Source organism: Microbacterium sp. NPDC057407 (assembly GCF_042803895.1).
Classification (GTDB): Bacteria; Actinomycetota; Actinomycetes; order Actinomycetales; family Microbacteriaceae; genus Microbacterium.
Genome location: NZ_JBHVCA010000003.1, coordinates 131,988 through 152,700 on the forward strand (window position 1 = coordinate 131,988; position 20,713 = coordinate 152,700).

Below are 20,713 nucleotides of genomic sequence, written 5' to 3' on the forward strand. Positions count from 1 at the left end.
CGCCCGAAGGAGAGCGCCCGTGCCGAAGGCCGCCCCGGTGACACCCGCCCCCGCGAGCGCCCCCGCGCCTGCCCCCGCCGCAACGGCCGCGCCCCGCCGCGCCCCCGCACCCGGCCTTCCCGACAACACCCGGTCCGAGCTCGACGCGGCGATCGCACAGCTGCGCACCGGGTCGCGCACGTGGGCGCAGCTGACCCTCGACCAGCGTGCCCGGCTGCTCGAGCGGGTGCGCGCTGCCGTGGTAGCGGTGGCCGAGGAGTGGGCCGACGTCGCGGCCGTGTCGAAGGGGCTCGAGGCGGGCCACCCGCTTCGCGGCGAGGAGTGGCTGTCCGGTCCGTACGCGACCCTCGTGGCGCTCGACGCCTACCTCGACACCCTCGCGGCGCTCGCGCGGGGCGAGAGCCCGCTGAAGAACGTGAAGACGGATGGCGCGCCCGGCGGCCGACGGCGGGCGCACGTGTTCCCGCTGAACCCGATCGACGGCGTGCTGCTCTCGGGGTACACCGGCGAGGTCTGGTTCGAGCCGGGCGCGACCGAGGCCGAGGTGCGGCGGAGTGCCGGGCTCGCGCAGCTCACCCCCACCGTGTCGGGCGGGGTCGGACTCGTGCTCGGCGCGGGAAACGTCACGTCCATCCCGGTGCTCGACGTGATGTACGAGCTGCTGGCGCACAACCGGGTGGTGATCCTCAAGGTGAACCCGACGCAGGACCCCCTGGTGCCGGTCTTCGAGCGCGCGCTCGCGCCCCTCGTCGAACCGGGCTTCGTGCGGATCGTGCGCGGCGGCGGCGACGTCGGCGCCTACCTCGCGGAGCACCGCGGCGTCGACCACGTGCACATCACCGGCGCGGCGCCGACGTTCGACACGATCGTGTGGGGCCCGTCGTCAGGGCCCGGCGCATCGGCCACCGCCCGCCGTCGCCGCGAGAACCGTCCGCGGCTGAAGAAGCCGATCACGGCCGAGCTCGGCGGGGTGTCGCCGATCATCGTGGTGCCGGGAGCGTGGAGCGACGCCGACCTCACGTTCCAGGCCGAGCACGTCGCCACCATGCGGTTGCAGAACTCCGGCCACAACTGCATCGCCGGGCAGGTCGTGGTCCTCAGTTCGGACTGGCCCCAGCGCGCGGCCTTCCTCGCCGCGTTGCGCACCGCGATCGACGCCGCGCCCGCCCGGCCGGTCTGGTACCCGCGGAGCGACGAGAAACTGGCGGCCGCGGCATCCGACTACCCCGACGCCGTGTGGTCCGGCGACGGCACGCGCGCGATCGTCGAGACCTCACCGGGCGACGGGGCCAGCGCGGTGCAGACGACCGAGTACTTCGCCCCCGTGCTCGGGGTGGTGTCGCTGCCCGGCAACGGCCAGGAGTTCCTCGACCGGGCGGTGGCCCACGCCAACGACGAGCTCACCGGCACGCTGGGCGCGAACGTGCTCATCGACCCCGTGACCCAGGCGGCGCTGGGCGACGGCTTCGAGCGGGCGATCGCCGACCTTCGGTACGGCACGGTGTCGATCAACTCGTGGACGGCGTTCGGCTTCCTCACCCCGACGCTGCCGTGGGGCGGCTTCCCGGGAGCGACGCCCGTCGACGTGCAGAGCGGCATCGGCATCGTGCACAACGCCCTGCTGCTCGACCGCATCGAGCGTGCCGTCACACGCGGACCGTTCCGGCCCTTCCCGCGGTCGGCCGCGCCGCGCTCGCTGGGCGCGTCGAACGGCCGGGCGTTCTCGGTGCTGCCGAAGCCGCCGTGGTTCGTGTCGTCGCGCACGGGCGCGCGGGTCAGCGAGGGCTTCACGCGGTTCCGCATGGACGGCAACCTCGTGAAGCTCGCCGCCACGCTCGTGCAGGCGTTCCGGGCATGAGCCCGCGCCCAACCGGCGCGCTCGTCGCGGACTACGTCGTCGTCGGCGCGGGCTCGGCCGGAGCGGCCGTCGCCGCACGCCTCAGCGAAGACCCGTCGGTGTCGGTCCTGCTGCTCGAGGCCGGTCCGCCCGACACGGCCCTCGAGCTGCACGTGCCCGCCGCGTTCTCGAAGCTGTTCCGGGGCCGGTACGACTGGAACTACGACACCGTTCCCCAGCCGGCGCTCGACGGGCGCACGGTGTACTGGCCGCGCGGCAAGACACTGGGCGGGTCGTCGTCGCTGAACGCGATGATGTGGGTGCGGGGCTTCGCCGCCGACTATGACGAATGGGCGGATGCCGCAGGCCCGGCCTGGTCGTGGAACTCCCTGGTCCCCTACTTCCGCCGCGCCGAGCGCACACAGGACGCGGCCGACGACACCCAGGGCCGCGACGGTGCGCAGTGGATCGAACGCCAGCGCGATCCACGACCCCACACGGCCGCGTTCCTCGAAGCGGCGCGCGAGATGGGGCATCCGGTCACCGCACCCAACCTCGCGCACGGGCAGGGTTTCAGCCAGACGATGGTGTCGCAGCGCCGTGGGGCGCGGGCGTCCACCGCGGACGCGTACCTGCGACCGGCGCGGCGGCGGCGCAATCTGCGCGTCGTGACGGACGCGCTGGTGCGCCGGGTGACCTTCGACACCTTCGGCGACGAGCCGCGGGCGACCGGCGTCTACGTCGAGATCGGCGGCGTCACGCGGCAGGCCGTCGCAGCGCGCGAGGTGGTGCTGTCGGGCGGCGCCGTCAACACGCCGCAGCTGCTCATGCTGAGCGGCATCGGCCCGGCCGCTCACCTCGCCGAGCACGGCGTCCCGGTGCTCGTCGACGCACCCGGCGTGGGGTCGAATCTGCAGGACCACCTCGTCGCCGGGCTCGCCCCCGAGGCCCGCGGCGGAACCCTCCATGGCGCCGAGCGCGTCAGCGAGCTCGCGCGGTACCTGTCGTCGCGGCGCGGGATGCTCACCTCGAACGTCGGCGAGGCGGTCGGGTTCGTGCGGACCGCCGTCGCCGACCGGGCGGGCGTGCCCGACGCGCTGCCCGACATCGAGATCATCTTCGCGCCCGTGCCGTACGTCGGCGAAGGGCTCGTCCCGACGCCCGGCGAAGGGCTCACGGTCGGAGCGATCCTGCTGCGGCCGAAGAGCCGCGGCACGATCCGGCTCGGGTCGGCCGACCCGCACGCCAAGGCCGTGATCGACCCCGGGTACCTCACCGACCCCGACGGCATCGATGAGGCGACGATGCTCGCCGGCCTCGCCGAATGCGAGCGGCTGATCGGCACCCAGGCGCTCCGGGCGGTGACGACCGGACGGTGGGTCCAGCCGGAGGGGGGCGAGTCGATGACCCCCGCCGAGCGCGCCGAGCTGTCGCTGCGCCGCTACTCGCACACGCTGTACCACCCCGTCGGCACGGCCCGCATGGGGACGGATGCCTCGGCCGTCGTCGACCCCGAGCTCCGGGTGCGCGGGATTACGGGGCTGCGCGTGGCCGACGCATCCGTCATGCCCACCGTGATCCGTGGCCACACCAACGCGCCGGCGATCGTGATCGGCGAGGTCGCCGCCGACCTGCTCCGGCGCTGACCTGTCGGTCGGCGCAGGAGATCAGCCGACGACAGGATCATCCCGGCGACAACGTCCTGCACCGGCCGAATCTCCTGTCGCCGACGAACGGCGGCGGATGCCTCGGCCCGGCGTGGCGGGTCAGCGACCGGTGCGGCGGCCGTTCTGACGCACGACCGAACCCACCATGAGCTTGCCCGCGCCGGTGCCTGACGACGAGGCCCGGCGACCCGGCGTGCGCGGGTTGCCCTGCGGCTGCGCCGAGCGGGTGTGACCGGCGCTTTGGTCGGACCGCTGGTGCGCCGCACGCGAACGCTCGCCGCCCTGACCCTGACCCTGACCGCGACCCGAACCCTGACCGCGACCCGAACCCTGACCGCGGCCCGCGTCTGCGCCGCGGCCGGTGCCCGACGGCCGGCCCGAACCCTGACCGCGCCCGGCGTCGCCGCCGCGGCCCGAACCCTGAGCACCGCGGCCGCCCTGGGCCGAGGCATCCGTCGCACGACCGCCGCGCGCCGCGCCGCCGGCGTCGCGTGCGGCGCGCTTGCGCTGGGCGTTGGCGCCCTGGCTGCGTCCGCCGCCCTGGACCGGCTTCTGCACCGGCTCGGGCTTCACGTACGGCGCGACCTCGCCGACCAGTTCGGCGACGGCCGGCGACTCGGCGTCGACGCGCACCGGGGCGGCCGAGATCGCCGCCTTGCGCAACAGCTGGGCGACGTCCTTCTCCTGGCCGGGGAGCACGAGGGTCACGACCGCGCCCTCCGCCCCGGCGCGGGCCGTGCGACCCGAACGGTGCAGGTACGCCTTGTGCTCCATCGGCGGGTCGACGTGGATCACGAGCTCGACGTCGTCGACGTGCACGCCGCGGGCCGCGACATCCGTCGCCACCAGCACCTTCGCGGTGCCCGCGGAGAACGCGGCGAGGTTGCGGTCGCGCTGCGGCTGCGACAGGTTGCCGTGCAGGTCGACCGCCGGGATCCCCTGCGACGTCAGCTGCTTGGCGAGCTTCTTCGCGTGGTGCTTGGTGCGCATGAAGAGGATGCGGCGGCCGGTGCCCGAGGCGAGCGTCTTCACGACGTCCTTCTTCGCGTCGACGTCGGCGAGCGTGAAGACGTGGTGCGTCATCGCCGCGACCGGCGAATGGGCCTCGTCGACGGAGTGGAGCACCTCGTTCTGCAGGAAGCGGTTCACCAGCTTGTCGACGCCGTTGTCGAGCGTCGCGCTGAACAGCAGCCGCTGCCCGCCCGAGGGCGTCGCGTTGAGGATGCGCGTCACGCCCGGAAGGAACCCGAGGTCGGCCATGTGGTCGGCCTCGTCGATGACGGTGATCTCGATCGCGTCGAGGTGGGCGTAGCCCTGCTTCATCAGGTCTTCGAGGCGGCCCGGGCAGGCCACGATGATGTCGACACCGGCGTTCAGCGCCTGCACCTGGCGGTTCTGGTTCACGCCGCCGAAGATGGTCGTCGTGGTCAGGCCGTAGGCCTTGGCGAGCGGGGCGAGCGTCGCGTCGATCTGGGTGGCGAGCTCGCGCGTCGGCGCCAGCACGAGGCCGAGCGGACGGCCCTTGCGACGCGAGCCGCCGGCGAGCGCGCCGCCGAGCCGGGCGACCATCGGGATCGAGAAGGCGAGGGTCTTGCCCGAGCCGGTCTTGCCGCGTCCGAGCACGTCGCGTCCCGCGAGGGTGTCGGGCAGGGTGTCGGCCTGGATCGGGAAGGGAGCGGTCTTCCCCTCCGCCGCGAGCGCGGCGACGAGGGGCTGGGGCACGCCGAGCGTGCCGAAAGTGACGTCAGTCATTCGAGAGTGTCTCCGGGCACGAAGATGCGCCCTGGTCGGTGGCCGGTGGCGGATCTCGCCCACGGGTCGCCGTACGAAAGATTTCAGCCGACGGCGTCTGCGCGGGCGGAACCCGGTGACGGCGGCGAGATGAGCGTTCTACGACGCAAGAAGCGCGAAGTCGCGCTGCAAGTGCTCCCAGCCTACCAGCCGACCATGTGCGTCCGCCGCGAGCGGCGGGTCGGGCTCTCCGGCGGACGAGAATCCAGGAGAAACGCCGGGCGGCGGCACGCGCGGCGGGCCGTGCGCGGCGTGTCTCCTCGTTTCTCGACGCCGCGGGCGTCAGACGTCGGCCGAACCCCAGCCGACCGAGCCGGGCGGGGCGGGCCGGCTCTCGGGCACCTCGACATCGGGTCCTTCGAGCGGTTCGATGTCGAAGGCTTCGCCGGTGACGGATGCCTCGGCCCCGGCCCCGGCCCCGGCCCCTGCCCCGGCCCCGGCCTCGGCCCCGGCCCCGGCCCCGGCCCCGGCTCCGGCCCCCGCCCCGACCGCCCCGGCCCCGGTGGATCCGGCCCCCGCCCCGGCCGCCCCGGCGAACCGGTCGGTGGCGGCCCGCAGGGCACGGGCGATGCCGGGCTCGGACGCCGAGTGCGAGGCATCCGGAACCATCACCAGCTCCGCCTCGGGCCACGCGCGGTGCAGGTCCCACGCGGTCATCGGCGGCGTGCACATGTCGTAACGGCCCTGCACGATCACGGCGGGGATGCGTCGGATCGCGTCGACTCCGGCGATGAGCTGCCCTTCCTCGAACCAGCCGCCGTGCATGAAGTAGTGGTTCTCGATGCGCGCGAACGCGGTCGCCGTCGCCGGATCGGTCATCGTGTCGACCAGGTCGGGGTCGGGCAGCAGGGTGAGGGTCGAGGCCTCCCAGCGCGTCCACGCGACGCCGGCGGGCACGTGCACCGCCGGGTCGGGATCGAACAGCCGGCGGTGGTACGCCTCGATCATGTGCGACCGTTCGAGGACGGGGATGGGGGCGATGAAGTCCTCCCACAGGTCGGGGAAGACCGCCGACGCCCCGCCCTCGTAGAACCACTCCAGTTCGTGACGGCGGAGCGTGAAGATGCCGCGCAGCACCAGCTCGGAGACCGCGTCGGGGTGGGCCTGGGCGTAGGCGAGCGCCAGGGCGCTCCCCCACGAACCGCCGAAGACCTGCCACCGCTGGATGCCGAGATTGCGGCGCAGCAGCTCGATGTCGGCGACGAGGTGCCATGTGGTGTTGTGGCGCAGGTCGGCGCGGGGGTCGCTGGCGTGGGGCGTGGACCGCCCGCAGCCCCGCTGGTCGAACAGCACGATGCGGTAGACGTCAGGGTCGAAGAAGCGCCGATGCCACGCCGACGTGCCCCCGCCCGGACCGCCGTGGAGGAAGACGACGGGTTTGCCGTCCGGGTTGCCGCTCTGCTCGAAGTAGACGCGATTGCCGTCGCCGACGATCAGCTCGCCGGTCGCGTACGGTTCGATCGGCGGGTAGAGGATCCCGTCGAGCTGCTCGTTCACAGCTCGCTCCCCGAGATGCCGAAGGTGTCGCACGCGCCGGGGCCCGAGCGGTACCCGGTCTGGAACCAGCGCTCGCGCTGCTCGCTCGAACCGTGGGTCCAGCTCTCCGGGTTCACGACGCCCCCGGACTCGCGCTGGATGTGGTCGTCGCCCACCGACCCCGCGGCGTTGAGCGCGTCGGCGATCTGCTGCGCGGTCGGCGGCTCGAGGAACGGCACCCCGTTCTCGTCGCGCTGCTCGGTCATGTCGCCGACCCAGGCTCCGGCGAGGCAGTCGGCCTGCAGCTCGATGCGCACGCCGTTGCTGTCGGGCCCCGTGCCGTTGTTCGGGTATCGCTCCATCACCCCGGCGAGGTTCTGCACGTGGTGCCCGTACTCGTGGGCGAGGACGTACAGCTGCGCGAGCGGGCCGGCGGTGGCGTCGAACTGCTGCCGCAGCAGCCCGAAGAACGTCGGGTCGACGTACACCGTCTGCTCCGGCGGGCAGTAGAACGGGCCGGTCTGGTTCGACGCCGTGCCGCACTGCGTGCCGGTCGAGCCGTCGACGATGATCAGCTGCGGTGGCTGGTACCCCTCGGCGGTCTGCTCCCAGTACTGATCCAGGGCGAGGGATGCCGCGGCCAGCCGGCAATCGTCGCGGGCGTTCGCGTCGGCTCCGGTCTGGCAGTTCTCGATCTGCGTCTCTTCGCCGCTGCCCACGGGAGCCCCGCCGACCAGGCCCGAGATGTCGGTGCCGGTGAAGAGCTGGAAAAGGAGCACGGCGATCGCGCCGATCCCGGCGATACCGCCGCCGGCGACCGCTGCGCCGCGGCCTCGACGTCGCGCGGTGTTGCCCCCGACGCTGGCGTTGTCGTTGAACGTCATGCGCAAACCGTACCCCCGGCGCCCGATGCCCACGAGGACGCTTGACACGGCAATAGGCTCTGCTCATGGCGAGCGAACCCCCCACCGGAGCGCCGTAGCGCCCATGGAGCTGCTCATCCTCGCGATCCTGGGCGTGCTCGTCATCGCCCTGGCCACGGCGGTCGCCCCGAAGCTGAACATCGCCGGACCGCTGATCCTGGTGCTCATCGGCATCGGCGTCGGGCTGCTGCCGTTCGTGAGCGTGCCGCAGATCAATCCCGAGTTCATCCTCGTCGGCGTGCTTCCTCCGCTGCTGTACTCGGCAGCGGTGGCGCTGCCGGCGATCGAGTTCCGGCGCGACTTCCGTCCGATCGCGGGTCTCTCGTTCGTGCTCGTCATCCTGAGCTCGGTGCTCCTCGGCCTCTTCCTCATGGTCGCGATTCCCGGGCTCGACCTCGCGATCGCCGTCGCCCTGGGCGCGATCCTGAGCCCGACCGACGCGGTCGCCACCTCGATCGTGAAGCGCCTGGGCGTCTCGGGCCGCGTGGTGACGATGCTCGAGGGCGAGAGCCTGCTCAATGATGCGACGGCCCTCGTGCTGCTGCGGACCATGATCGCCACTGCGGCGATCGCGACCGCGAACTCCGCGACCGAGGACGCCGAGGTGGGCGTCGGCTTCCTGCCGGCCTTCGCGTGGGGAGTGCTGGTCGCCCTCGTGGTCGGCGCGGTCGTCGGCTACCTGAACCTGCGCCTGCGGTCGCTGATCGGCCACTCGGCGGCCAACACGGCGGTCGGGTTCGTGATCCCTTTCGTCGCGTACATCCCCACCGAGGAGCTGGGTGGTTCGGGCCTCGTCGCGGCGGTCGTCGCCGGCATCGTCACCGGTCAGGGGTCGGCTCGCTGGTTCACCCCGGAGCAGCGGATGTCGGACGAGCACAACTGGCGCACCATCGAGCTCATGCTCGAGGGAGCGGTCTTCCTCATCATGGGGCTGGAGCTCAAAGAGATCGTGACGGGGAACGTCGAGCGCCACAACGGCATCGGCACGGGGCTGATGATCGCGGCGGGGGCGCTCGCGATCCTGCTGATCGTGCGCGCAGCCTACGTCGCGGTGCTCGTGGCAGCGCAGGGCAGACGTGCCCGCGGCCGCCGACGCGAACGGCTGGAGCAGATCGGCGAGCGGATCGACGAGATCTCGGCGTCGCCGACGCTGCCCACGCGCCGCGGCCGGCGGTCGGAAGAGCGGTCCACCGACGACCCCCGCGCGCGGCGACGACTGGCGTCGATGCGCAACCGGGTCGCCCGATCCCTCAGCGACCTCGACTACTACCAGGCCTCGCCGCTCGGCTGGAAGCACGGCGCCGTGATCGTGTGGGCCGGCATGCGCGGTGTCGTGACTCTCGCGGCGGCGCAGACGCTGCCCCGCGAAACGCCCGAGCGCGAGCTGCTCATCTTCATCGCGTTCTCGGTCGCCGTCGGAAGCCTGATGCTGCAGGGGTTCACGCTTCCGTGGGTGGTGCGGATGCTGCGCCTTCAGTCGAGCGGAGACTCGCCGCTCGATCGCGCCGAGCAGTTGGAGCTCGACGACCGGCTGCGGGAGGCCGCGGCATCCGCTCTCTTCGATCCCGCGCTCCGGCGCCGCGACGGCCACCCGTTCCCCGAGGAGCTGGTGACACGCGCCGGCAGCCGGCTCATCGACCCGCCCGACGACGAGACGACCGCCGCCGCCCGCGACCTGCTCGAACTGCGCCTGGTGCTGATCGACGCGATGCGTCGACGGCTCAACGAACTCTCGTCGGGCGGCGAGTTCAGCACGGCCGCGCTGCGCCACGCGCTCGCCGAGCTCGACGCCGATCAGCTGAGTCTCGAGCTGCGTCTCGATGACGAGGAGTAGTTCTCACCCTTCCCTCGACTCGCCAAGACACGCCGGTCTAAAACCCGGCGAGCGGCGTGTCTTGGCGACTCGGCCCTTGCCGTACGCACGCTCTCTCGACTCGCCAAGACACGCCGGTCTGAAACCCGGCGAGCGGCGTGTCTTGGCGACTCGGAGCGCTGGGGGAGAGAATGGACGCGGCGAAGGAGCGATCACGATGAACGGTGCGGGAGTGCCTGCCGACTCGGTGGCAGAACGCGACCCCGCCGTGCGCGCCGCCGACGCGGAAGGGCACGTCGATACCGCGCTGACGAGTCCGCTGCACCTGCCGCACGCGGCCGCCGAATGCCCGAAGTGCTTCACCGAGCTGCAGCGCGACCGCGACTGGTGGCTCGCCCGTCCGTCGGGCGCCCGGCTGGTCGGCCTCGTGATCGCCCGGGACGACATGCCGTCGGTCGTCGAGCAGCGCAACGAGCTGACCCGTTTCGGCGTGCCGATCGAGGGTTTCCGGCATCCGGCGCCCGAGACGCTGGAGAGCTGGGAGGAGCGTCTCGTGCGCCTTTTCGGCACGCTCCGCCGCGGCGACGTGCTCGTCGTCGCGAACGTCCATGCCCTCGGCCGTGACATCGACGAAGAGACCCGCACGGTCGCCGAGCTGCACCGCCGCGGCGTGGTGGTGAAGGTGCTCAGCCACGGCGGGCGCCACCTGTACGACGCCGGCCGCTGACCCCGGCGCCGTCGACCGTCGCGCGACGGTTCAGGCCCCGACGTAGGCGCGCAGGTGCTGGGCGGTGAGCGAGTCGCCGCGTGCCACGAGGTCGGCCGGGGTGCCCTCGAAGACGATCCGCCCGCCGTCGTGCCCGGCGCCCGGACCGAGGTCGATGATCCAGTCGGCGTGGGCCATCACGGCTTGGTGGTGCTCGATCACGATGACGCTGTTGCCGGCCTCGACCAGACGGTCGAGCATGCCGAGCATGTTCTCGACATCGGCGAGGTGCAGGCCCGTGGTCGGTTCGTCGAGCACGTAGATCGCACCCTTCTTCGCCATCGAGATCGCGAGCTTCAACCGCTGGCGCTCACCGCCCGACAGGGTGTTGAGGGCCTGGCCGAGCGTGATGTAGCCGAGGCCGACGTCGATCATGCGGGCCAGGGTCGTGCTCGCCGGTCCTTTGGTGAAGAACTCGGATGCCTCGGCCGCCGACATCGCAAGCACCTCGGCGATGTTCTTGCCGTCGAGCGTGTACTCGAGCACTTCGTCGCTGAAGCCGGTCCCGTCGCAGGTCTCGCACAGCGTCTCGACGGTCTGCGTGAACCCGAGCGTCGTGATGATCACGCCCAGGCCCTTGCACGCGATGCAGGCGCCTTCGGAGTTCGCGCTGAAAAGCGCGGGCTTCACGCCGTTCGCCTTGGCGAAGGCGGCGCGGATCGCGTCGAGGATGCCGGTGTACGTGGCGGGGCTGCTGCGGCGGGAGCCCTTGATGGGCGACTGGTCGACGACGACGACATCGTCGAACGCCGGCACGTTGCCGTGGATGAGCGAGGACTTGCCCGAGCCGGCCACTCCGGTGACGACGGTGAGGATGCCGAGCGGGATGTCGACATCGACCTGCTTGAGGTTGTGCTGCGTCGCGCCGCGGATCTCGAGGTGGCCCCGCGCGCTGCGGGTCGAGTCCTTGAGCCTCGCGCGGTCGTCGAGGTGGCGGCCGGTGATCGTGTCCGAGGCCCGCAGCCCCGGGACGTCGCCGGTGTACTGGATCTCGCCGCCGTTGCGTCCGGCCCCCGGTCCGAGGTCGACGATGTGGTCGGCGATCTCGATCACCTCGGGCTTGTGCTCGACGACGAGCACGGTGTTGCCCTTGTCGCGCAGCTGCTGCAGCAGCCGGTTCATGCGCTGGATGTCGTGCGGGTGCAGGCCGGCGGTCGGCTCGTCGAAGACGTAGGTGATGTCGGTGAGCGCCGACCCGAGGTGGCGGATCATCTTCGTGCGCTGCGACTCGCCGCCCGAGAGCGTGCCCGACGAGCGGTCGAGCGAGAGGTATCCGAGCCCGATGTCGACGAACGACCCGATCGTCTGGCGCAGCCCCACCATGAGCGGTGCGACCTCGGGGTCGTCGATGGTGTCGAGCCACGCGGCGAGGTCGGAGATCTGCATGGCCGCGGCATCCGCGATGCTCACGCCCCGGATCTTCGACGAGCGCGCCCCTTCGTTCAGTCGCGTGCCGCCGCATTCGGGGCACGGCATGAACTTCACCGCCCGCTCGACGAACGCGCGGACGTGGGGCTGCAGCGCGTCGCGGTCCTTCTGGAGCATGGACTTCGTGATCTTCGGAACGAGGCCCTCGTAGGTCATGTTGATGCCGTTGATCTTGACCTTCGTGGGCTCTTTGTAGAGGAAGTCGGCGCGCTCCTGCTCGGTGTAGTCCTGGATGGGCTTGGCGGGGTCGACGAAACCCGACTCGGTGAAGACCTTCACCATCCAGCCGTCGACGTTGTAGCCGGGGATGGTCAGCGCGCCGTCGGCGAGCGACTTCGTCTTGTCGTAGAGCTCGTCGAGGTCGACGTCGCTGGTCTCGCCCAGCCCCTCGCACCGCGGGCACATGCCGCCGGTGATCTCGAAGCTGCGGCGCTCCTTGACCTTCTGCCCGCCCTTCTCGAACGTGACGGCGCCGGCGCCCTTCACCGAGGGGATGTTGAACGAGAAGGCCTGCGGTGACCCGACGTGCGGCTGGCCGATGCGGCTGAACAGGATGCGGAGCATCGCGTGCGCGTCGGTGGCGGTGCCGACCGTCGAGCGCGAGTTCGCGCCCATGCGCTCCTGGTCGACGATGATCGCGGGGCTGACGTTCTCGAGAGCGTCGACCTCGGGCCGGTTCAGCTGCCCCATGAACTGCTGCACGAACGTCGGGTACGTCTCGTTGATGAGCCGCTGCGACTCGTTCGCGATGGTGCCGAAGACCAGCGAGGACTTGCCCGAGCCGCTGACCCCGGTGAACACCGTGAGCCGGCGCTTGGGGATCTCGACATCGACGTTCTTGAGGTTGTTCTCACGGGCGCCGACGACGCGGATGACCTCGTGCGAATCGGCGATGTGGGGTGCCTCAGCCATGGCGTCCTCTCGATCGATGCTGACGCTACATTCTGGCGGGCATCGCGGACACCGCGCTTCCTCGATCCTGCTCGATTCGCCGACTAGAGGGCTCTGGGTCACCGTTCGGGGCGTCGTTCGCCCGCGACACGCCGCAGAGCCCCGCGTGTCGTGCCGGGTCCACGCCCCGAACGACAAAAGGACCCGGTAAAGCGGATGCCTTGGCTCAGCGCTCCGCGTCGCGCTCGCGGGCGACGAGCTCGCGGACCGCCGGCGCCACCTCGGCGCCGAACTCCTGCAGCAGGTTCGGGTCGTCGCCGGCGAGGATGAAGGTGCCGATGCCCTCTTCGAGCGCCAGCTGAGCCAGACGCTCGGCGAACACGCCGGGATCGGCGGCGAGGCGCCCCACGTTGAGCAGACGCCGGATCTCGCGCGGGTCGCGGCCGACCGAGGCGGCGGCCTCGTCGATCGCGGCGTTGCCGCGGGCGAGATCGCCGGGCTGCAGGTACCCCAGCGACGGCAGCCAGCCGTCGGCCTTCCGGCCGGTGAGTCCGAGCATGCGCGGTTTGTACGCGCCGATCCAGATCGGGATGTCGTGAGCGGGGCGCGGCCCGCGCTTGGCGCCGTGCACCCGGTGGTAGCGCCCCTCGGTGAAGACACCACGCCGCTCGTCGGTGTTCCACAGCTCGCGGATCACGTCGATCGCCTCTTCGAGCGCCGTGACCGACTGCCCCGCGGTCAGGCGCCCCCCGCCCATCGCCTCGATGGCATCCCAGAAGCCGCCGGCTCCGAGCGCCAGATCGAACCGACCACCCGAGAGCAGGTCGAGGCTCGCCGCCGACCGCGCAAGAACGGCGGGCGGGCGGAGCGGAACGTTGAGCACGTTGGGCGCGATACGGATCGACGTCGTGCGGGCCGCGACGAAAGACATCAGCGTCCAGGTGTCGAGGAACGCGGGCTGGTACGGGTGGTCCTGGAAGGTGACGAGGTCGAAACCGGATGCCTCGGCCGCCTGCGACAGCAGGACGGGAACCTCGGGGTTCGCGGCCGCCGGGGTGATGAATGCGCCGAATTCGAGGGAGTGACCGTAGTCCACGGGGTGTTCAACCGATCGCGGGGGGCGGTTGTTCCGGCGCGATCACGCCGCCCGCCAGCATCCGTCGACATGGTCGTCGACCATGCCCGCAGACTGCATGAGGGCGTACATCGTGGTCGGCCCGACGAAGCGGAACCCGCGCTTGCGCAGCGCCTTGCTCATCGCGTCGGACTCGGCCGTGGTCGCGGCGACCTCGGCGAACGTCGCCGGACGCCGCCAGGTCGCGGGCGCGAACGACCACAGGAACGCGTCGAGGTCGCCGTCGTCCATCTCGGCGACGAGCCGCGCGTTGGAGATCGTCGCGAGGATCTTGGCGCGATTGCGGATGATGCCCGCGTCGCCCATCAGTCGCTCGACGTCGGCATCGTAGTAACGGGCGACGACCTCCGGCTCGAAGCCGGCGAACACCTCGCGGAAGCGCGGCCGCTTGCGCAGGATCGTGATCCACGACAGTCCCGCCTGGAACCCCTCGAGGCTCATCTTCTCGAAGAGCGCCCGGTCGCCGTGCAGCGGGACGCCCCACTCCTCGTCGTGATAGCGGCGGTACTCGGTGTCGTCGCCGACCCACGCACACCGCGCGACGCCGTCGGGCCCCAACCGGATGTCGCTCACCGCGCCAGCCTACGGGCGGCCCGCGACATCGCGCCGGACGGTCGGCGCACTCGGCCGACGGACTACCTCTTCTTCAGCGCCTTCTCGGAGACGGGGGCGGAACCGGATGCCGCGAGCGCGGCGTAGTACTGCCGCGCTTCGTTCTGGCGCTCGAGCTCGGCGCCCGACGCGATCGGCGCGCGGACGTGCTCCGGCGCGAACCCGTACGCATCGACCAGATCCTGCGCGTGCGGACGCAGGCGGGCGGCCAGCCGGTCGATGTAGCGACCGACCGCGGCCGCGCGCTGCGCCGACAGGCGACCGTTGATGAGGTACCAGGCCAGATGCTTCTCGATGAGGTGCAGACCGAAGAGGTCGCGCAGCCATGTCAGCACCCGGCGGGTGCCCGGGTCTTCGACGCGGCGGACGCCGTCGGTGAACGCCTCCCACTGCAGCAGCTCGCCGTGAGCACGCGCGGCCTCGATGAGCTCCGCCTGGTGCCGGTTGAACAGGTCGGCGGCCTCGGCCGAAGACAGCTTCGCGGCCGGACGCAGGGCGGTCGCGACATCCGTCACCATCTGCTGCACGCGGCCGGCGAGCAGGTCGTGCTGCTGGTCTTCGCGAAGGCCCAGCTCGACCGACCGGGCGGTCGACCCGAGGTCGGCGACGGACTGGCCCAGCTGACGCAGGCCCGCGCCGTGGAAGACCTTGCCCGCCGTCTGGCCGACGGCGTAGCGGGCGAGCTTCGCGGCATCCGCCCCCTTGAACTGGGTCGCGAAGTCGGCGAGGAGCCGCTTGCCGACCAGCTGGAGCAGCACGTTGTTGTCGCCCTCGAAGGTGACGTACACGTCGAGGTCCTGGTGCAGACCGACCATGCGGTTCTCGGCGAGGAAGCCCGACCCGCCGCAGGCCTCCCGTGCCTCCTGGATCGTGTCGAGCGCGTTCCAGGTGCTGAGGGGCTTGAGGGCGGCGGCGAGCGTCTCGAGGTCTTCGCGCTCCTCCGACGTGTCGGTGCGGCCCGAGAAGACCCCGTCGAACTTCTGCAGCAGCTCGTCGTGGCTGAAGAACTGTGCGTAGTTCTGGGCGATGAGCGGCAGCAGCCGGCGCTGGTGCTTGCCGTAGTCGAGCAGCACGACCTCTGCCGTGCCGGCGCCCGAGTCGAACTGGCGGCGCTGGTTGGCGTACGTGACGGCGATCGTGAGGGCGAGCGCCGAGGCGGTGGTGGCCGCCCCGTCGAGCGAGACGCGGCCCTGCACGAGAGCGCCGAGCATCGTGAAGAAGCGGCGGCCGGGGCTCGGGATGTCGGAGCTGTACGTGCCGTCCGCGGCGACGTCGCCGTAGCGGTTGAGCAGGTTGGTGCGGGGGATCCGCACCGAGTCGAAGTGCAGGCGTCCGTTGTCGATGCCGTTCAGCCCGCCCTTGACCCCGTCGTCCTCGCCGCCGATGCCGGGCAGGAAGTGCCCGTCGTCGTCGCGCAGGGGAACGAAGAAGCAGTGCACGCCGTAGTTCACACCGCCGGTGATGAGCTGCGCGAACACCGTCGCCGCCTTGCCGTGCAGCGCCGCGTTGCCGAGGTAGTCCTTCCATGCGCCGCGGAAGGGGGTGTGGATGACGAACTCCTCGGTCTCGGGATCGTAGGTCGCCGTGGTGCCGATGGCCGCGACATCCGATCCGTGTCCCGTCTCGGTCATCGCGAACGCGCCCGGCAGGCTCATGTCGATCACCCCGGGCAGCCACCGGTCGTGGTGCTCCTTGGTGCCGAGCTGGAAGATGGCCGAGCCGAACAGCCCCCACTGCACGCCCGACTTGATCTGCAGGCTCGGGTCGGCAAGGACCAGCTCTTCGAAGCCGGCGATGTTCGCGCCGTTGTCGCCCTTGCCGCCGTACTCGGCGGGGAACGCCCGCCGCGACCCGCCGTGCTCGACGAGCAGGTGCAGCTGCGTGAGCACGCGCTCGCGGTGCTCGGCCATCGGAAGGCCGTTCACCTGCCAGAACGCGGGGTCCTTGATCATCTCGCGCGCCTCTCGGCGGGTGTCGGCCCACGTTCCGAGGAGCAGATCGGTGACCGCGGCCACATCGATGCGGGGCTCGGATGCCTCCTCCGGCGTATGCGGCGCGGTCGGGGCGCCGCCGGCGGGCGTGCGCTTGCTGGTGGCGGGCTTGCGTGAGCGGACGGCGGCGTCGGCCATGAGTTCACCTCTCGACAGCGAAGATGGAAGTCTGATCCGACGGTAGGACTCCCACAACGCGGGATCAAACGCCTTGGTGGGCAGACACAAATGGGATGGGCGACGGGTCGAGCGGCCATTGTGCGGATCCCACACCCGCCTGTTCTCCCCCGGGGTTTGGTGCGCGTTTGCGCGTTCGGGGCACGAAAGGGGGCGCCCCGAACGCCAGACATGCCCCGAACCGGGGCGGGCCGGGTTTGTAGCATGGCCGCGACGAGGAGGACGCGTGCGGGTGACACTCGAGCCGTGGACGGATGCCGATTTGGAGGTGCTCCGGCGGGCGAACACGCCCGAGCTGACGCGTCACCTCGGCGGTCCCGAGACGGATGCCGCGCTCGTCGAGCGTCACACCGAGTACCTGACCGGCGGCGACGCGGTGCGGATGTTCCGCGTCGAGGTCGATGGCGTGCCCGCGGGATACGCCGGGTACTGGGAGCAGGACCACGACGACGCCCCGGCCTACGAGGTCGGCTGCGTCATCGAGCCCGAGTGGCAGGGCCGGGGCGTCGCGACGGCCGCGCTGTCGGACGTCGTGGCGAGGGCGGTGGCGGCCGGCGGCGGCCGGCCCGTCGTCGGATACGGAGCGGTCGGGAACGAGGCATCCGCAGCCCTCTGCCGCCGGGTCGGATTCACCCTGGAGGGCGCCGGAACCTTCCCCGCCGGCCCGGACGGCGGCGAGCCCGTCGACGTGAAGGTGTGGGTGATCCGCCGGTAGGCAGTGGGCCGGGTGCGGTCTTCGGGGACCAGCTTGTCGGAGGGTACCGGCAGGATGGGGTCGACGAGAGGGCATCGGGATGGCGATCACACTCGTGCCGTGGAGCGAGCACGACCTGCCGGTGCTCGAGCGTGCGAACACCCCCGAGATGACGGTGCACCTCGGCGGGCCCGAGACGGGCGAGCAGGTGCGGGAGCGCCACGAGCGCTACCTGCGGCTGAACGCGTCGGGCGAGGCGCGCATGTTCCGCATCGACGTCGACGGCGAGCCGGCCGGTGCGATCGGCTATTGGTCGACGCAGCACGAAGGCGCTCCGGTCTTCGAGGCAGGGTGGAGCGTCGAGCCACGGTTCCAGGGCCGCGGCGTCGCCGCCGGTGCCCTCCGCCGGCTGACGCACCTGGTGGCCGCCGACGGTCGACGGCACCTGTTGGTCGCTTATCCGGGCGTCGACAATGCCGCCTCGAACGCCCTCTGCCGCCGCGCCGGGTTCGAGCTTCGCGGGTCGGGCGTGCAGCCGTGGCGGGGTGGCGAGCTGCGCTACAACGTGTGGGCGCTGGATGTGTCGCCGCTCGACGTGGCGGGTCGCACGGCTGACGTCGACGAGCGTTTCGCGGGCGGGCGGCTGGACGAGTCCCGGTGGTGGCCGTTCTACACCCCGCATTGGGCGAGTCAGGATGCCTCCGCCGCCCGCTACTCGACCGGCCAGGGTGGGCTCGAGCTGCGGATCGAGGAGGCAACGGCACCGTGGGCTCGCGACCTGGATGGGGATCTGCGGGTCTCGCACCTGCAGACGGGGCAGTTCTCGGGGCCGGCGGGCAGCTCGATCGGGCAGCACCGTTTCCGCTCGGGCCTGGTGGTGAGGGAGGAGCAGCCCGAGCACCGCGGCTGGCTGGTGCGGCACGGTGTCATCGAGGTGCGGATGGCGGCGATCCGTCATCCCGACGTGATGGTGGCGTTCTGGCCGATCGGCTTCGAGGATCGCCCCGACGACTGCGGTGAGTTGTGCGTCGCCGAGATCTTCGGGAGCGAGGTCGATCGCAGCGGCGGGTGGGTCGGCGTGGGCGTGAAGCCGCAGAACGACCCGAGGCTGCGGGAGGATTTCGAGAAGGTCTGGGTCGAGGGCGACCTGACCGGGATGCACGACTACGCGGTCGAGTGGACGCCCGACCGGGTGCGGTTCTTCATCGACGGGCGCTGGGTGAAGACGTCGGTGCAATCGATCGACTACCCCGTGCAGTTCATGCTCGACGTGTACGAGTTCCCGCGCGCGGACGGTACGCGCGACACCGCAAACCTGCCCCACGTGCTGCGGGTCGAGCGGGTGCGATCGTTCCCGCTCGGCTGAGTTCAGGCGTCGGGGCGTCCGCTCGCCCGGGCTCAGGCAGCGGCAATGACCTCGAGCACGGCCTCGCCGTACGCCTCGCGCTTCTTCGCCCCGATGCCGGTGACGCCGTCCAGGTCGGCGAGGCTCGCGGGACGAACCTGCGCGAGCGCGCGAAGCGTGGCGTCTCCGAACACGATGTACGCCGGGACGCCGAGTTCGCGGGCGACACCGGCGCGCCATTCGCGCAGCGCCTCGAACAGCGGACGGTCGCGCTCGGCGAGAGTGTCGGATGCCGAGACCTTGCGAATCCGCGGGGCCCCGCCCGCCCGCCCGAGGACGTCTCGGCGCAGGGGCACCGGTGTCTCCCCACGGAGGACGCCGGACGCCGGCTCGCCGAGCGCGAGCGTGCCGTACTCGCCTCGGGCCACGAGGATGCCCCGGGCCAGCAGCTGCCGGATGACACTGCGCCAGTCCTGCTCGGACAGGTCGGACCCGAGGCCGTAGGTCGACAGGGAGTCGTGGCCCTGCTGACGGATGCGTTCGGTCGACGACCCCCGCAGGATGTCGATCAGGTGCCCCGCTCCGAAAGCCTGACCGCGCTCGCGCTGCAGCCGGACGATCGTCGACAGCAGCTTCTGCGCGGGAACGAGTCCGTCCCACGTCTCGGGCGCTTCGATGCACGTGTCGCAGTTGCCGCACGGCTCGGAGGGTTCGCCGAAATAGGCGAGGAGGTTCTGGCGGCGGCATCCTACCGTCTCGCACAGCGCCAGCATGGCGTCGAGGTGCTGCCCCAGACGGTTCTTGAACACCCGGTCGCCGGGGCTCTGGTCGATCATGCGTCGCTGCTGCACGACATCGCCGAGGCCGTAGGCCATCCAGGCGACCGACGGGTCGCCGTCGCGTCCGGCACGGCCGGTCTCTTGGTAGTAGCCCTCGACCGACTTCGGCAGGTCGATGTGTGCGACGAAGCGCACGTCGGGCTTGTCGATGCCCATGCCGAACGCGATCGTCGCCACCATGACCACGCCCTCGTCGCGCAGGAATCGCGACTGGTTGGCAGCGCGGACGGATGCCTCGAGCCCGGCGTGATACGGCAGGGCGTCGAAGCCCTGCGTGCTGAGGAACTCGGCCGTCTGCTCGACGGACTTGCGGCTCAGGGCGTACACGATGCCCGCCGACCCCTCGGGCTGGGAACGGATGAACGCGGCCAGCTGGCGACGCGGGTCGGTCTTCGCCTCGATGCGGTACTGGATGTTCGGCCGGTCGAAGCTCGACACGAAGTGCCGGGCGCGGGGCAGCTGCAGGCGCTCGGTGATCTCTCGGTGGGTGGCGGGCGTCGCGGTGGCGGTGAGGGCGAGACGCGGCACTCCCGGGAAGCGCTCGGCGAGATCGCCGAGTGCGAGATAGTCGGGCCGGAAGTCGTGGCCCCACTGCGACACGCAATGCGCCTCGTCGATGGCGATGACGCTGAGCCGGCCGCGGCCGAGGAAGCGCAGCGTCGCCTCGGTGTTCAGCCGCTCGGGAGCGACGTAGAGCAGATCGAGCTCTCCGGCGAGGTAGGCCCGCTCGACCGCCGCTCGCTCGAAAGGCGCCTGCGTCGAGTTCAGGTAGGCGGCCCGGACGCCGTTGGCGACGAGCGCGTCGACCTGGTCGTGCATGAGGGCGATGAGCGGGCTCACGACCAGGCCGGTGCCCGGCCGGACCAGGGCGGGCACCTGGTAGCAGACGCTCTTGCCCCCGCCGGTGGGCATGAGCACGACCGCGTCGCCGCCGCCGATGACGTGCTCGACGATCGCGCCCTGTTCGCCGCGGAACGCGTCGTACCCGTAGACCTCGTGCAGCACCGCACGGGGGTCGGCCCCGGTGAAATCGCGACGGGGCGCCGACGAGAATGCCGGAGCCGAAGCATCCGTCGACCCCGCGTAGGTCGACCCGGGCCCGAACCGCGAGGGCTCGATGAAGGGCGGCTCGTCGAACTCGGGCGGAGGCGCGACATCGTCGGGGCTCCACACGAGGTCGGCGTACGGGTCGCCTGGGGGGATGCTCATCCCGTCCAGCGTAACCGCGGCCCCCGACGCCCGACCCCGGACGATCGCGGCTGTGGAGAGCCCGATAGGGTCGGGGTCATGCAATGCCGATGAGTCGACGATCCCCTGACCAGCGCCCG

Annotated in this window: 12 protein-coding genes and 2 pseudogenes; 6 read left to right on the top strand and 8 right to left on the bottom strand. The window is 71.5% G+C overall.

The annotated features are described in order from the left end of the window. Window positions 1–19: 19 nt before the first annotated feature. Window positions 20–1,858: an aldehyde dehydrogenase family protein gene (locus ACFUTX_RS09395; protein WP_378863250.1), complete on the top strand. Its 1,839-nt coding sequence runs from the start codon at window positions 20–22 to the stop codon at window positions 1,856–1,858. Further along, the gene (locus ACFUTX_RS09400; RefSeq protein WP_378863253.1) at window positions 1,855–3,483 is read left to right on the top strand and encodes a GMC family oxidoreductase; all 1,629 of its coding nucleotides are present in this window, start codon (window positions 1,855–1,857) and stop codon (window positions 3,481–3,483) included. Before ACFUTX_RS09395 ends, ACFUTX_RS09400 begins: the two co-directional genes overlap by 4 nt. Before the next feature lie 120 nt (window positions 3,484–3,603). Here the strand turns inward: ACFUTX_RS09400 and ACFUTX_RS09405 are convergent, their stop codons facing one another. The 3 genes and pseudogenes from ACFUTX_RS09405 to ACFUTX_RS09415 form a co-directional block, all read right to left on the bottom strand. Then, window positions 3,604–5,256, bottom strand: coding sequence for a DEAD/DEAH box helicase (locus ACFUTX_RS09405; protein WP_378863256.1), 1,653 nt, complete (start codon window positions 5,254–5,256; stop codon window positions 3,604–3,606). 564 nt (window positions 5,257–5,820) lie between these two features. Next, window positions 5,821–6,792 (bottom strand): annotated as a pseudogene (gene pip / locus ACFUTX_RS09410) (prolyl aminopeptidase); the annotation flags it as partial. Further along, a complete protein-coding gene (locus tag ACFUTX_RS09415) occupies window positions 6,789–7,655 on the bottom strand; it encodes a neutral zinc metallopeptidase (protein WP_378863259.1) in 867 nt (288 codons plus the stop codon). The pseudogene pip and the gene ACFUTX_RS09415, both read right to left, overlap by 4 nt. Before the next feature lie 103 nt (window positions 7,656–7,758). Here ACFUTX_RS09415 and ACFUTX_RS09420 point away from each other — a divergent pair, with 103 nt between their 5' ends. Both ACFUTX_RS09420 and ACFUTX_RS09425 read left to right on the top strand, forming a co-directional pair. Further along, window positions 7,759–9,528, top strand: coding sequence for a cation:proton antiporter (locus tag ACFUTX_RS09420; RefSeq protein ID WP_378863262.1), 1,770 nt, complete (start codon window positions 7,759–7,761; stop codon window positions 9,526–9,528). 196 nt (window positions 9,529–9,724) lie between these two features. After that, window positions 9,725–10,234, top strand: coding sequence for a recombinase family protein (locus tag ACFUTX_RS09425; RefSeq protein WP_378863265.1), 510 nt, complete (start codon window positions 9,725–9,727; stop codon window positions 10,232–10,234). A gap of 30 nt (window positions 10,235–10,264) precedes the next feature. On the opposite strand, the gene ACFUTX_RS09430 is transcribed toward ACFUTX_RS09425, so the two are convergent. The 4 genes and pseudogenes from ACFUTX_RS09430 to ACFUTX_RS09445 all read right to left on the bottom strand — a co-directional run bounded on the left by ACFUTX_RS09430 (window position 10,265) and on the right by ACFUTX_RS09445 (window position 16,468). After that, complete coding sequence (locus ACFUTX_RS09430) at window positions 10,265–12,613, bottom strand: ATP-binding cassette domain-containing protein (protein WP_378863268.1); 2,349 nt, start codon at window positions 12,611–12,613, stop codon at window positions 10,265–10,267. 214 nt (window positions 12,614–12,827) lie between these two features. Beyond that, window positions 12,828–13,688: pseudogene (locus ACFUTX_RS09435) on the bottom strand (LLM class flavin-dependent oxidoreductase); the annotation flags it as partial. Between the two features lie 42 nt (window positions 13,689–13,730). Continuing rightward, window positions 13,731–14,300 carry a DNA-3-methyladenine glycosylase I gene (locus ACFUTX_RS09440; RefSeq protein WP_378863271.1) on the bottom strand — a complete coding sequence of 190 codons (570 nt, stop codon included), beginning with the start codon at window positions 14,298–14,300 and terminating at the stop codon, window positions 13,731–13,733. A 62-nt stretch (window positions 14,301–14,362) separates the two neighbouring features. Further along, window positions 14,363–16,468: an acyl-CoA dehydrogenase gene (locus ACFUTX_RS09445; protein WP_378863274.1), complete on the bottom strand. Its 2,106-nt coding sequence runs from the start codon at window positions 16,466–16,468 to the stop codon at window positions 14,363–14,365. Window positions 16,469–16,733: 265 nt separating this feature from the next. On the opposite strand from ACFUTX_RS09445, the gene ACFUTX_RS09450 reads away from it, so the two are divergent. Together ACFUTX_RS09450 and ACFUTX_RS09455 are read left to right on the top strand one after the other, a co-directional pair. After that, window positions 16,734–17,222: a GNAT family N-acetyltransferase gene (locus tag ACFUTX_RS09450; protein ID WP_378863277.1), complete on the top strand. Its 489-nt coding sequence runs from the start codon at window positions 16,734–16,736 to the stop codon at window positions 17,220–17,222. A gap of 79 nt (window positions 17,223–17,301) precedes the next feature. Continuing rightward, entirely contained in the window at window positions 17,302–18,567 is a 1,266-nt protein-coding gene (locus ACFUTX_RS09455; protein ID WP_378863280.1) for a GNAT family N-acetyltransferase, read from the top strand. Between the two features lie 32 nt (window positions 18,568–18,599). Here the strand turns inward: ACFUTX_RS09455 and recQ are convergent, their stop codons facing one another. Continuing rightward, entirely contained in the window at window positions 18,600–20,594 is a 1,995-nt protein-coding gene (recQ, locus tag ACFUTX_RS09460; RefSeq protein WP_378863283.1) for a DNA helicase RecQ, read from the bottom strand. Window positions 20,595–20,713 lie beyond the last annotated feature (119 nt).